The 13,922-nt window shown below is 60.8% G+C and carries 13 protein-coding genes; 10 read left to right on the top strand and 3 right to left on the bottom strand.

The genetic code is table 11. The annotated features are described in order from the left end of the window. Positions 1 to 7 precede the first annotated feature (7 nt). The gene (locus OKC27_RS07045; protein WP_270806048.1) at positions 8 to 268 is read left to right on the top strand and encodes a hypothetical protein; all 261 of its coding nucleotides are present in this window, start codon (positions 8 to 10) and stop codon (positions 266 to 268) included. Next, entirely contained in the window at positions 265 to 735 is a 471-nt protein-coding gene (ssb, locus tag OKC27_RS07040) for a single-stranded DNA-binding protein (RefSeq protein WP_171275975.1), read from the top strand. The genes OKC27_RS07045 and ssb overlap by 4 nt, the downstream gene beginning before the upstream one ends. 158 nt (positions 736 to 893) lie before the next feature. Here the strand turns inward: ssb and OKC27_RS07035 are convergent, their stop codons facing one another. Then, a complete protein-coding gene (locus OKC27_RS07035) occupies positions 894 to 2,087 on the bottom strand; it encodes a tyrosine-type recombinase/integrase (protein ID WP_049832160.1) in 1,194 nt (397 codons plus the stop codon). Between the two features lie 181 nt (positions 2,088 to 2,268). On the opposite strand from OKC27_RS07035, the gene sbcB reads away from it, so the two are divergent. Beyond that, positions 2,269 to 3,696 carry an exodeoxyribonuclease I gene (gene sbcB, locus OKC27_RS07030; RefSeq protein WP_270806046.1) on the top strand — a complete coding sequence of 476 codons (1,428 nt, stop codon included), beginning with the start codon at positions 2,269 to 2,271 and terminating at the stop codon, positions 3,694 to 3,696. Between the two features lie 155 nt (positions 3,697 to 3,851). After that, a complete protein-coding gene (locus OKC27_RS07025) occupies positions 3,852 to 4,352 on the top strand; it encodes a hypothetical protein (protein WP_182970963.1) in 501 nt (166 codons plus the stop codon). A gap of 65 nt (positions 4,353 to 4,417) precedes the next feature. On the opposite strand, the gene OKC27_RS07020 is transcribed toward OKC27_RS07025, so the two are convergent. Then, complete coding sequence (locus OKC27_RS07020; protein ID WP_182970962.1) at positions 4,418 to 6,127, bottom strand: glycoside hydrolase family 36 protein; 1,710 nt, start codon at positions 6,125 to 6,127, stop codon at positions 4,418 to 4,420. A 160-nt stretch (positions 6,128 to 6,287) separates the two neighbouring features. Here OKC27_RS07020 and OKC27_RS07015 point away from each other — a divergent pair, with 160 nt between their 5' ends. From OKC27_RS07015 to cdd, 3 genes are all read left to right on the top strand, one after another. Then, positions 6,288 to 6,644: a CidA/LrgA family protein gene (locus OKC27_RS07015; protein ID WP_005360272.1), complete on the top strand. Its 357-nt coding sequence runs from the start codon at positions 6,288 to 6,290 to the stop codon at positions 6,642 to 6,644. Continuing rightward, positions 6,641 to 7,327, top strand: a complete 687-nt coding sequence (locus tag OKC27_RS07010) for an LrgB family protein (RefSeq protein WP_021230200.1) — start codon at positions 6,641 to 6,643, stop codon at positions 7,325 to 7,327. The genes OKC27_RS07015 and OKC27_RS07010 overlap by 4 nt, the downstream gene beginning before the upstream one ends. Before the next feature lie 197 nt (positions 7,328 to 7,524). Next, complete coding sequence (gene cdd / locus OKC27_RS07005) at positions 7,525 to 8,409, top strand: cytidine deaminase (RefSeq protein ID WP_270806045.1); 885 nt, start codon at positions 7,525 to 7,527, stop codon at positions 8,407 to 8,409. A 134-nt stretch (positions 8,410 to 8,543) separates the two neighbouring features. On the opposite strand, the gene OKC27_RS07000 is transcribed toward cdd, so the two are convergent. After that, positions 8,544 to 9,929, bottom strand: a complete 1,386-nt coding sequence (locus OKC27_RS07000; protein WP_270806044.1) for a tryptophanase — start codon at positions 9,927 to 9,929, stop codon at positions 8,544 to 8,546. Between the two features lie 471 nt (positions 9,930 to 10,400). Between OKC27_RS07000 and OKC27_RS06995 the strand changes: the two genes are divergently transcribed. The 3 genes from OKC27_RS06995 to OKC27_RS06985 all read left to right on the top strand — a co-directional run bounded on the left by OKC27_RS06995 (position 10,401) and on the right by OKC27_RS06985 (position 13,561). Continuing rightward, positions 10,401 to 10,565 (top strand): DUF2256 domain-containing protein, encoded by a 165-nt coding sequence (locus OKC27_RS06995; RefSeq protein WP_082628324.1) that lies wholly within the window; start codon positions 10,401 to 10,403, stop codon positions 10,563 to 10,565. Further along, positions 10,565 to 12,085, top strand: a complete 1,521-nt coding sequence (locus OKC27_RS06990) for a cryptochrome/photolyase family protein (protein WP_270806043.1) — start codon at positions 10,565 to 10,567, stop codon at positions 12,083 to 12,085. Before OKC27_RS06995 ends, OKC27_RS06990 begins: the two co-directional genes overlap by 1 nt. A 156-nt stretch (positions 12,086 to 12,241) precedes the next feature. After that, on the top strand, positions 12,242 to 13,561 hold the full coding sequence (locus OKC27_RS06985; RefSeq protein WP_270806087.1) for a D-amino acid dehydrogenase: 1,320 nt from the start codon (positions 12,242 to 12,244) through the stop codon (positions 13,559 to 13,561). Positions 13,562 to 13,922 lie beyond the last annotated feature (361 nt).

Below are 13,922 nucleotides of genomic sequence, written 5' to 3'. Positions count from 1 at the left end.
GGACACCATGGGTAAAAGGATCGGGCAATTTGAAGTCGATGGCAGCAGGTTTAGAAACGCGGATTACGAACTGATGCGCGCCATCCAGAAGGACATGGTGGTGCTGGACATTCAGCACAACCTCTACCGCGACAAGGCCACCTACACCGCCGAGCATCCGACATTTGATGTGATCGAGCTTGGCGAGGCGGCACCGACTTACCAGGTGCTGGTTGACCTTGATGACAACGACAACAAGACCGTCGAGTTCAAACTGGTGGACATATGAGCAGAGGCATCAACAAGGTCATCCTGATCGGCAACCTTGGCCAGGATCCGGAAGTGCGCTACATGCCAGGCGGGAACGCTGTCACCAGCATCACCTTGGCCACCTCCGAGACCTGGCGCGACAAGCAGACAGGGGAGCATAAGGAGCGCACCGAGTGGCACCGGGTGGTGTTCATGGGAAAGCTGGCCGAGGTAGCCGGGCAGCACCTGAAGAAGGGGGCGCAGGTCTATGTGGAAGGGAAGCTGCAGACCCGCAAGTGGCGGGATCAGAGCGGCCAGGAACGCTACACGACCGAGGTCCTGGTCGACAGCTTCACCGGGGTACTGCAGATGCTTGGCGGCAAGCCGCAGCAAGGCAGTTCGCAGAAGGCTCAGTCCCAGCCACCAGCCAGGCCTGCCGCCACCCCATCTGCGGGCCAGCAAAGCAACGAGCCGCCATTTGATTACGATGACGACCTGCCGTTCTAGGATTCACCGGAGGATTTATGTTAGAGCCCATTGAGAAAATTGAGCAGAAAGAACTGATGGTGATGCTGGGAAAAGGTCGAACCGCCTTGTATCACCTCCGCAATAAAGACGCGACCTTTCCCAAACCCATCGACCACCAGCCACTGCGCTGGATAAAGTCACACATCATGGCCTGGATTGACAGCCACAACCGGATCAGTGGCAACGCCTAGCTCCCGCTGGATCACTGTCCACCAGCGCTCATAGGCAGCCGCTTGATCCTCAAGCCAGTCATGTTTGTTGTAAACAGCCATCACGCCAAGCAGGGTGTGCCCCAGCATCACTTCGGTGATATGGGGCGACACCCCCATTTCCGATAACCGGGTCGACAGCGTTCGACGAGCATCATGAATCCGCCAATGGGGGATCCCCAGGCTGCTGCGTAAGCGGCTCACCAGCCGATTGCACGAGTGGATCTCCAACGGCCCATTCCCCTCCCCCTGACCTGGGAACAGATAGACCGGGTCCACCGACGCCATCGCGGCTCGTTCGAACAGTTGCTTGCCCACCGATGTAATGGGGCGGCGGATAGGCCTGCCGGTCTTGCTGATCTCCGCCGGCACGGTCCAGACCATAGACTCGAAATCCAGGTCCTGACGCTTGAGCGTTCTGGCCTCGGAAAGCCTGCACCCATAGACCAGGCAGAGCAGATGAATCACCTTGTTGCCGGTGCCAGCCCGGCTGGCCTCGATGGCCCGCCAGATCTTCGCAACCTCTGGCACCGTCAACACCCGGTGACCGGTCTTGGCGGGAGCGCCTACATCCCTGGCCCGCAGACTCATCATGTTGGGCATATAGATCGTGCCGCGGCGAGCATGCCAGTTGAAGCACGCCTTCAATGCCGTGATCACAGCCCGGGTTACCCCTGGTGCCCGCTCACTGATGGCATCGAAATAGCTCAACCACATGTCCATGGTGATCTGGTTGATTGGCCGGTCAGGCAAGCGGTTCTTCACTGACGAGAAGGTATAGCGATAGTATTTCTGGGTGCCTTCTCGGCACTCCCGCATCACGTACTTCTCGAACCACTCATCAAACAAGGCTGCAGGCGTAGGCTCATCGCCCGAGGCACTGATCGGCGCAACACCGCTTTTGAGCTCATCGGCCTTTATCCGGGCCTCTCGCAAGGTCAGAGCCGGGTACCGACCAAGAGAGGTCCGAACCCGCTTCCCGTCGACCACATGCCGAACCTGGAACGCAACCACCCCCTTCGGTGAGACCCGGACACTCAACCCATCACCGTCGCTCACTTCGCTCGGGCCAGCATATGGTTTACCATTCACCCCTCGAAGCCAGCTATCTGATAACGCCATTGCTACCCCATTAAAATTTTGTACCACTCTCATGGGGTGTTTTGTACCAGATAATGTACCAGCAGGCCATTGAACAACGTCAGGTTTGGGTGAACGATGAAAGTGTCTTCGGAATTTGCACCTCACCAGAACGGCACTAAACCCTGAAAAATCAATCAGAAGCGCGAACACACAAGAACACATGAGCACATCAGCGAAGCAGACCACCCAGCCCACTTACTACTTCCACGATTACGAGACCTTCGGCATCAGCCCCGCCAAGGACAGACCGTCGCAGTTTGCCGGTATCCGTACCGATGCGGATTTCAACCTCATTGGCGAGCCGCTGGTGATTTATTGCAAGCCGCCGGCGGACTATCTACCGGATCCGGAGGCGTGCCTCATTACCGGTATCACGCCACAAAAGGCGATGAAGGATGGGCTGTGCGAAGCGGATTTCATTCGCCAGATCCATGAACAGTTCGCCACTCCGAATACCTGTGTGCTGGGCTACAACAGCATCCGCTTCGATGATGAAGTGACCCGCTACACCCTCTATCGCAACTTCTATGACCCCTATGCCTACAGCTGGCAAAACGGCAACTCCCGCTGGGATATCCTCGATATGCTGCGGGCCTGCTATGCCCTGCGGCCGGAGGGGATAGAGTGGGCCTTTGACGATGAGGGCAAGCCGAGTTTTAGGCTGGAGAAGCTGACGGTCGCCAACGGCGTGGCGCACGCCAATGCCCACGATGCGCTCTCGGACGTGCTGGCCACCATCGAGATGGCCAAGCTGGTAAAAAAAGCCCAACCCAAGCTGTTTGGTTACCTGTTTGAGCTGCGCAACAAGAACAAGGTGAAGGCGCTGATTGACGTGGTGACCATGAAGCCGCTGGTGCACGTTTCCGGCATGTTCTCCCCCTGGCAGGGGTGCGTGAGCTGGGTTTCGCCGCTCGCCTGGCATCCCACCAACCAGAATGCGGTGATCATGGTGGACCTCACCCGCGACCCTACCCCGCTTATCGAACTCAACAGCGAGGAGATCCGCGAGCGGCTCTACACCAAGAAAGAGGAGTTAGGGGATCTGGCAGGTATTCCGGTGAAGCTGGTGCACATCAACAAGTGCCCGGTGCTGGCACCGGCCGCCACCCTGACACCGGAGCGGGCCGATGAGCTGGGCATCGATCGGGAGCAGTGCCGCAAGAGCCTGGATCTGCTGCGCGCCCACCCCGAGGTGCGGGAAAAACTGGTGGAGGTGTTCAATCAGGAGTTTGCCGGCAGCAATGACAGCGACCCCGATACCCAGCTCTACGCCGGATTCTTTGGCCACGGCGACAAGTCCACAATGGATCTGGTGCGCGCCACCCCCGCGGATCTGCTGGGTGAGCGGGAATTTGCCTTTACCGATCCGCGGCTGCCGGAGATGCTGTTTCGCTACCGCGCCCGCAACTGGCCACACACCTTGAGCGAAGCGGAGCAGAAGCGCTGGCGCCTGCACTGCAGCGACTACTTCAGCCGCCGTCTGCCGGACTATGTGCCCCGTCTCGAGGCGCTGGCAGAGCAGAACCAGAGTAACGAACGGAACTTTGCGATTCTCAAGAGTCTCTATCGCTATCTGGAAGATTTATGAGTTGTGAGTAGTTTCACAATAAATCCTTCCCGCCCATCCCCTTCTTCAGGTCATAATGACGAAGGGGATTTCCCCAAAAACCAATATCTTGCAACACTCAGGGCGAATGTCCCAAACGCAAGAGATCTGTTTGGCCGAACGGAAGCCATTTGCTGATGCCTCGTCACCACGCATTGCTCGGATTACTGACCCTGCTGCCGCTGGTAGCAAACGCCGCATACCGGTTCGATATGCCGGACTATCTTGCTCGCCTGCCGGAGCAGACCTATCGCATCGTCGAACACAACTTCAGCACCCTCTACCAGCAGACTGACTTCACTCCCCAGATCACCAACAGCTACTTCAACGGTTCCCATCTCTACAAGTTTGTCGGGGTGCCGCTGGCCATCAGTGCCCAGTCCGGTTTTCAGCTGGAAGTATTTGGTCAGGCCTATAACCGTGCGTCACAGGCGTATACACACCTGAGCGAGGATATGTCCCTCTATCGGGTGATGCGAGTCGATCTGATGGGGAACCCCAATGATCAGCTGGCCATCGGCTTCGGTCTGGGGGTTCCTCTCACCCCATTGCTGACCCTCAAGGCGATCGCCTCCGGCAGCGACATCCCGGGCTATGGCTCCGCCAAATACGCCATCGGCTTTGAGTGGCGTTACTAACGCTAGTGATTGAAAACAATTCAGGCTCCGTGATGGAGCCTGAATTGTTTGTAGTGACGCAGTGATCAGGTGTAGTGGATCACCCGCCCCTCGCCCCCTTGCAGGGTCACGGCCGTGCCGACAGCCTGCCCGTGCCAAAAATCGGCTCCCCCTTCCGGCAGCAGAAACTCCTGTGGTTGCCCCTCCCAGTTGAACAGGCAGAGCAGAGTGCCGCCCTCTGGCAGGCTTACTTCGCCGCAAGCAAAGTCCATCGACTCGAAACGGGCAGAGGGTGCCCGGGCCGCACAGAGCGCCAGCAGCTTGCACAGTTGCGCCGCCTGCTCCTCATCGAGATCTTGCAGTCGATCACCCGCCAGCATCATACCGCCGCTCGCCACCAGCGCAGCCAGATGGAAGCGGTATTCAGCCTGACTTGCCTGCTGGGTCGGCAGATCCCGCAGGCAGATACAGTCGGGGTCGAGGGCCCAGAGCTTGTCGTTTTGCCAGGCGCGGCAGAAGGCCTCGCGGGCAATCTGGCGATAGCGGTGGCCGTTGCGCTCCACATCGTCACTCACCCGCATGCCGTGCACCAGCCCAAGGCTTGGCCAGATAGGGGCGTTGCAACCGAGCAGGAAAGCACCTTCACCTGCACCGCGCAGGATGGCCGCCATACCGCGCCGATAGGCTTCAACCCGGGTGGCGGCCGAGTCGTGGAAACGACCACAGTGGATTGCGCCCCAGAAGTTGGCATCGAGTTTGAAGTAGTGAATGCCCCACTGCTCACGCAGGGTACGGAACACCTGCTCGAGGTGCGCCTGCACCTCGGGGTGAGTGCCGTCCAGCACATACCAGGGAGTGCAGCGCCAGCCGCCATAGGTGACCCGTTCGGAGGGGAGCGGCAGACCGTCATCCCCCTTCACAAACCAGTCGGGATGATCCTGAAACACCTGCGAGCTTGGTTCGGCAATAAAGGGAGCGACCCAGAGAGCGGGCTCGCAGCCAGCCTGTTTGATCTCCGCAGCCAATGAAGCAACACCTTGCTCGAACTTGGCCGACGGGGTAAGCCAGTCGCCCATCTTGGCCTGATAGCCGTCGTCGATCTGCACATAGCGCAGGGCCGGGAAACGCTCGGCACGCACCTGCAGGTTTTCGCGAATGTCGGCGGCACTTACCTCGGCGTAGTAGTGATACCAGGAGCACCAGCCGCTCGGGCGCTCACTCACCTTGCCGATCAGCGAGCCGTGCTCGGCCTCGATCAGCCGTGCCAGTTCGGCCAACAGATCCTCGCGCTCCGCCCCTTCGAGGCAGATCAGCGCCTCGCTCTGCCAGTGCTCACCGGCCGCGAGTTTTCGCCCTTCGCAGTTCATCAGGATCTGCAAGCGACCATCGGGATAGAGGCGAAACTCCCCGCCAAAACGGTGGCAGCTGGCAAAGGCGAGCAGCAGCCACCCCTTGTTATGCTCCACCAGCAGCAGGTTGTGAATGGTGTGGTAGCCGTTGTCATCGGTGATGCGATAGACGCTGGCATCGGGACAACGGCCAACGTGTTGCGGTGATTGCCAGCTACCCATGGTCTGGGCCAGCATCTGGAATCCTTCGCCATAGATGGCGCTCTCCACCGGCAGACCAAGCTTGCCGTCAAACAGCACCCAGCGGTCAACCGGGGTGGCATCAGAACCAGTGTTGTCGAGTCGCACCCGGCACAGGGGTCCCTCCCACTGACGGGTTTGCAGCAGATGGGGGGGCAATGCATTATCGTTCGCCAGCTGGCGAACTCGGGACAAGAGGGATGTCATCACTACTCCTTGTAGTTCGAAAAGGGTTCTATCAGACAATTTTCAAAAATTGCCAATCAAATCAGCCTCAAATGAACTGATTTCAGTTGTTATTGTTTTAATGCCGCGACCCGGCCTCTCTGGTAAACTGCGATTTTTCTTCCCAGTCGATGAGGTTCACGTGATCGCGCAACGCGCCTTGCTGTACTTTCGTGACTTTATGGTCATCGTCGCCTGCCTGCTGGTAGGCAAATCCGTGGCAGCCATCCTGCCATTTGCCTTTCCCGGCAGCATCATCGGCATGCTGCTGCTGTTTGTGCTGCTCTCCCTGCAACTGATCAAGCTGCACTGGGTCGAGCTGGGCGCTGGCTTGCTGCTGCGCCACATGGGCGTGCTGTTCGTGCCGGTCGCGGTCGGACTGGTGGCCTGGCTTGAGCCCCTGCGCCAATCCTTCGGCGTCATCATGCTCTGCATCGTGCTCGGGATCGTACTGATCCTCGCCACCGTCGGTCGGCTCTACCAGAGGATGAACAAATGATCTTCTGGCTAGCGATTCCCCTGACCCTGGCGCTCTATTTCGCCACCCGCGCCCTCTATCGCCGCCTGCCCTGGCCCATCATCAATCCGGTGCTGGTGCCGACCGCGGTGATCATCGGCCTGCTGCTCTGGTTTGATCTGCCCCTTGAGCAGTACGAGCGCGGCAGCAGCCCCATTACCATGCTGCTGGAGCCCGCCGTGGTAGCGCTGGCGCTGCCGCTCTATCAGCAGGCGCGCCAGATCCAGGCCAAACTCAAGCCCATCCTAATCTGTACCCTCGCCTCCGTCTTGATCTCGGTGTGCACAACCCTGCTGATCGGTCATTTTATGGGCACAGATCCGGCGCTGCTCGCCTCGCTTGCCACCAAATCCATCACCACCCCGCTCGCCATGAGCGTCAGTCAGTCCATCGGCGGCATTCCTGCCATCGCGGCTGCCGTGGTAGTGGTAGTGGGGATTGTCGGTGCCCTGATCGGATACCCGCTGCTCAGATTGCTGAAAGTGACTGACCCGGAAGCGCAAGGACTCGCCATGGGCGCTTGCGCTCACGCCATCGGCACCGCCACCTCCGCCGAGAAGGGGATCACCCAGGGGGCCTTTGCGTCGCTAGCTATGGTGGTATGCGGGATACTCACCGCGGCCGTCGCTCCCCTCCTCTTTGCCATCTATCACTGGCTGATCTGATCACCCTATTGACCACCGATTGAGCACCCCGACAGGCCTTCTGGCCTCTCGGGGTGCGACCTGCCGCACAATTTGCACAAGACAAACGTTTCCATTACCATCCCCCTCCGTTTGCCCGTCAGGGCGTGAGCCTGCTCACACATTTACCCGAGCTTGCTCCCTACAATGGCCGCCCAATTGGCCTTTGAGGACACACTATGCATCCCCGTTTTGCCAAGCCATTCGATACCCTCTCTGCCCCGCTCAAAGCAGCCGTGCAGCCCATGCTGGATAGTGCCGACTTCAACGCCCGCTTCACGCCGGAGCAAGTCGCCACCCTGAAAGCCGCCACAGGTCTCGATGATCGCGCCCTGCGCCTCGCCCTGTTGCCGCTGGCCGCCGCCTGCTCGGTAGCGCCCATCTCCAAGTTTTATGTCGGTGCCATCGCCTGCGGCCTGAGCGGCAGCTGGTACTTCGGTGCCAACATGGAGTTTGCGGGACAAGGCCTGTTCCACTCGGTCCACGCCGAGCAGTCCGCCATCTCCAATGCCTGGCTGGGCGGTGAGACCGGGATCTCTGAAATCACCGTCAACTACACCCCCTGCGGCCACTGCCGTCAGTTTATGAACGAGCTGAGCACCGCCAAGATCCTGAAAGTCTCTCTGCCGGATGACTTGAGCGCCCTGCAATCCTTCCTGCCCCACTCGTTTGGCCCGGCGGATCTCGACATCACCGATGCGCTGATGAGCCCGCAGGATCACGCCGAGCTCACGCTCGAAAGCGAAGACCCGCTGTGGCAAGCCGCACTGGCCGCCGCCCGTCAAAGCTACGCCCCCTATAGCCAGGGCTATGCCGCGGTGGCGCTGCAATTTGCCGATGGCCGCATCTTCTCTGGCCGCTACGCCGAGAATGCCGCCTTCAACCCCAGCCTGCCGCCGATGCAGATGGCCTGCGCCCATGCAGTGCTTAACGGCGAAGATCTCGCCACCATCCGCCGCGCCGTGCTGCTGGAGAACAAAAACGGCCAGATCAGCCAGCATGACTCCGCCCAGTCCACCCTCAAGGCGCTGGGCTCGGTCGAGCTGGAATATCAGGCGGTCTGATCCCGGCTTTACTTCGATAAACGAAAGCCCCCGCACCTTGGTGCGGGGGCTTTTTTACTGGGCCACTTAACCGGGGGCGGCCGGTGATCTGCACGGCTTGGCGCGGTTGATCACACCGTCTGACCGGCTGCTGATCACACCGGTTTCAGCCGTGCGGTAAAGTGGCGCAGCAGCGGCGGCTCGTAGTCGAAGGTGAGCCCACGAATGTCGCTGGCCCGCGCTTTCACCGCGATCAGGCAGTCGGCCACATAGTCCATGTGATCCCGGGTGTAGACCCGGCGAGGAATGGTGAGCCGCAACAGCTCAAAGTCCGCCGCCTCCTGCTTGCCGGTGGCGGGATCACGCCCCAGCAGCAGGGAGCCGATCTCCACCCCGCGCACGCCCCCTTCCAGATAGAGCGCGCAGGCAAGCGCATGGGCCGGGAACTGCTCGGCCGGAATATGGGGCAGCAATTTTTTGGCATCGACAAACACCGCATGGCCGCCGGTGGGGGTCTGGATAGGGATGCCCGCCTCAGCCAGCCGCTCACCCAGATAAGCCACCTGACTGATGCGGTAGGTGAGATACTCCTCGTCCATCCCCTCCCGCAGGCCGATGGCGAGCGCCGCCATGTCCCGCCCGGCGAGGCCACCGTAGGTGACGAACCCCTCCATCGCCACGCAACGCACCTGCACCGCGCGGAACAGGTCGAGATCCTCTTTAAAGCAACACAACCCGCCGATATTGACCAGCCCGTCTTTTTTGGCCGACATGGTGAAGATGTCTCCCAGCGCAAACATCTGGCGCACTATCTCCTTGATGCTGTGCTTGGCATAGGCCGGATCCCGCTCCTTGATAAACCAGGCGTTCTCGGCGAAACGGGCGGCGTCGATCACCACCGGAATATGGTGGCGACGGGCCAGCTCGGAGACTGCCTCCATATTCGCCATGGAGACCGGCTGACCACCAGCGCTGTTGCAGGTGACCGTGATGATGACACCGGCCACGTTGTCGGCCCCCAAGGTCTCGATGGTGTCGCTCAGGCGACCGAGATCAAAATCCCCCTTCCAGGCATAAGGGGCTGTGGTGTCGAGAGCCTTCGAGGTGAGCAGGTTGATGGCCCGCGCCCCGGCCAACTCAACGTGAGCCTTGGTGGTGTCGAAGTGATAGTTGGAGATAAACACCGGCGCCTTGCCCTTGCAGCGTTTGACCAGCTCGGGGAAGAGGATCTGCTCCGCCCCGCGCCCCTGGTGGGTGGGCATCACATGCTGGTAGCCAAAGATCTCACGCACCGCGCGCTCCAGCTCGACGAAGTTGCGGCTGCCCGCATAGGCCTCATCCCCCATCATGATGCCGGCCCACTGACGGTCGGACATGGCGCCGGTGCCACTGTCGGTCAGCAGGTCAATATAAACATCTTCGGCCAGCAGCAGGAAGGGGTTCCAGCCAGCGGCCTCGAGGGCGGCACGGCGCTCGGCGCCAGTGGTCTGTTTGATAGGCTCGACCATCTTGATACGAAACGGCTCGGGTATACGACGCATAAAAGACTCCTCACCGGCGCAAGGCCAGTGTGTTTGAAAGAGGGTTTGGCAAAGAGGCCGGGGCGATCAGGGCCGTCCGGCTGACAAATTCAAACGGCGGGTGCCGCCAATCAGCGGTGAGGAAAGTCGAAGGTGAGAATGGGATCCCGGGTATACCAGTGGGCGAGCAGGCAAGCTGCCCGGGGCGTAGCTGTCATGATTGGCATCACTCCCCTCCATATCGGTTGTAAACAGTCGGTGGCCAATAAGATCCATTGATAGGTGCTGCCAGCGGGCAGCCTCGCCACGTTAGCGGCAGGTTAATTGGCAAACAAGGGGCGCACCGACGGGCTGTGCGCCCGCTCACAAAGTGCGCACTCACTCGACCCAACGCGACTCTCGGTGATCCACGAGGCGCCCCGCTTCGTTAAGCTGTTATCCCGTTGAATTGACCCCGTTCACGCTACCTCGTTGCCCACAGCTGGAAGAGCCATGCATCGCAAACCCCATCTGCCCGAAAAGATCTGCCCCGTCTGCCAACGCCCCTTCAGCTGGCGGCGCAAGTGGGCGCGCAGTTGGGAGGATGTTCGCTACTGCAGCGAGCGCTGTCGCCACGCTCGTCACCGCTGCCAGCAATCTGAGGGGGAGCGAGTCTGATGGAGCTGCGCCTGATTCTCGGCGATCAGCTGAATGCCGGTCACAGCTGGTTTCGCACCCCGGATCCGGCGGTCTGCTATCTGATGGCGGAGCTGCGTCAGGAGACCGACTACTGCCGTCACCATCGCCAGAAGGTGCTGGCCTTCTTTGCCGCCATGCGCGCCTTCGCGGCGGCCCTTGGCAAGGCGGGCCACCGCGTCTGTTACCTGACCCTCGATGAGAGCGCCCGCTGGCCCGATTTGCCCGGCGTGCTGGAGGCTCAGCTCGCAGCACATCAGGCCAGCCGCTTTGCCTGGCAGAGCCCGGACGAGTTGCGCCTCGCCAGCCAGTTGAAAAGCTGGGCGGCGGGTCTTGCCATCCCTGCCACCGAGGTGGAGAGCGAACATTTTCTCACCCCTCGTGATGGCTGGCAGCGCTATCCCCACAGCAGGATGGAGTTCTTCTACCGCGCCCTGAGAAAGCAATACAAGGTACTGCTCGATGAGCGCGGCCAACCCCTTGGCGGGCGCTGGAACTTCGATGACGAGAACCGCGCCAAGCTGCCGGATCGCCAGCCAATCCCTGCGCCCCTTACCTTTGCCAACGAGGTGAGCGAGATTGATGCCATGCTGACCCGCCACGGGGTCAGCACCATCGGCGAGGCGGATGCCAGCAGCCTGCCCTGGCCCATCACAAGGCGCCAGAGTCGTGAGCTGCTCGCCCATTTTCTCACCCACTGCCTGCCTCACTTTGGCCGCTATCAGGATGCCCTGAGCGAGCGGGGCTGGAGCCTGTTTCACAGCCGCCTGTCGTTTTCCCTCAACAGCAAGATGCTTCACCCGCTCGAGGTGATCCGCGCAGCCGAAGCCCACTGGCAGGCCAATCAGGCCACCATCACCCTGGCGCAGGTAGAGGGCTTTATCCGCCAGATCCTCGGCTGGCGCGAGTTTGTCCGCGCCCTCTACTGGGAGAAGATGCCCGACTATCGGCGCGCCAATTTTCTCGGGGCCAACCGGCCGCTGCCCGGTTTCTTCTGGAATGGAGAAACCAAGATGGCCTGCGTGCGCCACGCCATTGGCCAGTCTCTTGAGCACGGTTACGCCCACCATATCCAGCGGCTGATGGTGACCGGCAACTTTGCCCTGCTGGCGGGGATCGATCCTGACGAGGTGGATGCCTGGTATCTCGGTATCTATGTGGATGCCATCGAGTGGGTCGAGCTGCCCAACACCCGCGGCATGAGCCAGTTTGCCGACGGCGGCCTGATGGGCAGTAAGCCCTACGCCAGCAGCGGCGCCTATCTCGAGCGGATGGGCCACTACTGCAAGGGGTGCCATTATCAGGTGAAAGCCCGCCACGGCGACGGAAGTTGCCCTTTCAACAGCCTCTACTGGCACTTTCTCTGGCGTAACCGGGACAAACTTGGCGGTAATCCCCGCCTCGCCCTCCCCTATGCCAACTGGGATGGCCAAGCCGCAGAGCAACAGCAAGCCATTCTGGCGACGGCAGAGCACTACCTGATCCATCTTGAGCAGCTGTAAGCGGGCCATGCCTTCTGACACATGCCCCTGACAACAGCGCAGCGATTTACGCTGGCAATCAGGCTCACCATCGCACCAAACACCAGCTTGTGACAGGCAAGCAGACGGAGATCCCAATCCTGCGCAGAGCGGTTGAATATCCTGTGGCGGCTGATTATGGTGGTGGCCACATCAGGAGATCAGTCAAGGAAAGACAATATGGAGATAGTGGTTCTCGGTGGCGGCGTGATTGGGGTAACCAGCGCCTGGTATCTGGCCAAAGCGGGTCACAAGGTGACCCTGCTGGAGCGACAAGATGGCGTCGCCCTTGAAACCAGCCATGCCAACGCCGGGCAGATATCCCCGGGCTATGCGGCCCCCTGGGCGGCCCCCGGCATTCCCCTCAAGGCCGCCAAGTGGATGCTGCAAAAGCATGCTCCCTTCACCGTGCGCCCCACTGCCGACCCTTTCCAGCTTCGCTGGATGCTCAGAATGCTCGCCAACTGCACCCCGACCGCCTATGCCACCAACAAGGGGCGCATGGTGCGTCTGGCCGAATACAGCCGCGACTGCATGAAGCTGCTGCGTGACGAGCTGAACATCGATTACGAAGGGCGCCAGCTCGGCACCCTGCAGCTGTTTCGCAGCCAGTCCCAGCTCGATGCCAGTCAGCGCGATATCGAGGTGCTTGAGGAGTATGGCGTGCCCTACCAGTCGCTGGATGCCAGCGGCTGCGAAGCGGCAGAGCCTGCGCTGGCGCGGGTACGCGGCAAAATCGTCGGCGGCCTGCGTCTGCCCGGCGACGAGACCGGCGACTGCTTCCGCTTCACCAAGGCCCTTGCCCTTGAAGCCGAGAAGCTCGGGGTCAAGTTCGTCTTTAACTGCGATATCGACGAGATTGAGCAGGGCCGTGGTCGTGATAGTGGCCGCGCCGTGGCGGTGCGGGCGGGCGAGCAGCGCTATCGCGCCGATGCCATCGTCTGTGCGCTTGGCAGTTATGCCACCGGTTTTTTGCGGCCGCTGCTGCGCCCGCTCGGGCTGGAGCTGCCGGTCTATCCGGTCAAGGGCTACTCCCTCACCCTGCCGATGATCAACGCCGAGGCCGCACCGCGCAGCACCGTGCTCGATGAAACCTACAAGGTGGCCATCACCCGCTTTGATGAGCGGATCCGGGTCGGCGGCATGGCGGAGCTGTCGGGCTACAACCTCGCACTCAATCCCAGACGCCACGACACCCTGGCGATGGTGGTCGGCGATCTCTTCCCCGAAGGGGGCGATATCAGCAAGGCTGAGTTCTGGACCGGCCTGCGTCCCATGACGCCGGACGGCACCCCGCTGGTGGGGCCGAGCCCCATTCCCGGTCTCTGGCTCAACACCGGCCACGGCACGCTGGGCTGGACCATGGCGGCCGGTTCGGGGCAGCTATTGTGCGATCTCATCAGCGGCAGCGAGCCCGCCATCAGCGACGAGGGGCTGACTCTGGCCCGTTACGGCTAAGCGCCTACGCTGTCGGGCTGTTTCACTTGCCAACTGCGCCCCCAGACAACAACAGAGGACGTTCTCAACCGCTTTATTGACAGGCCACCGCCATAAACGGTGGCCTTTTCGTCTGATGTTAAACTTCTCCCTGCCCGCCTGTCGCAGCTACGCTGTCCCTGCCGGTTAATGCAGCAAATGGCACAGAATATTGCGCAATTCGACTTGCGCAAGCCGCCACAATCCGTAATGTGGATAGACGCATTTTTCGCAGCGCATATTTTTTAAATGGCCTGTAAACCGTTTGTAAAACAGGCGTCGCCAGACAAGGGGTTACGGGTGTCACCGCGAGTTTCTTTAGCAGCAATCCAGGGTAGGACAA

This window comes from Aeromonas sp. QDB62 (assembly GCF_027705695.1).
Lineage (GTDB): Bacteria > Pseudomonadota > Gammaproteobacteria > Enterobacterales > Aeromonadaceae > Aeromonas > Aeromonas allosaccharophila.
The sequence above is the reverse complement of the archived record's forward strand: the minus strand, read 5'-3'. Positions and strand labels throughout refer to the sequence as shown.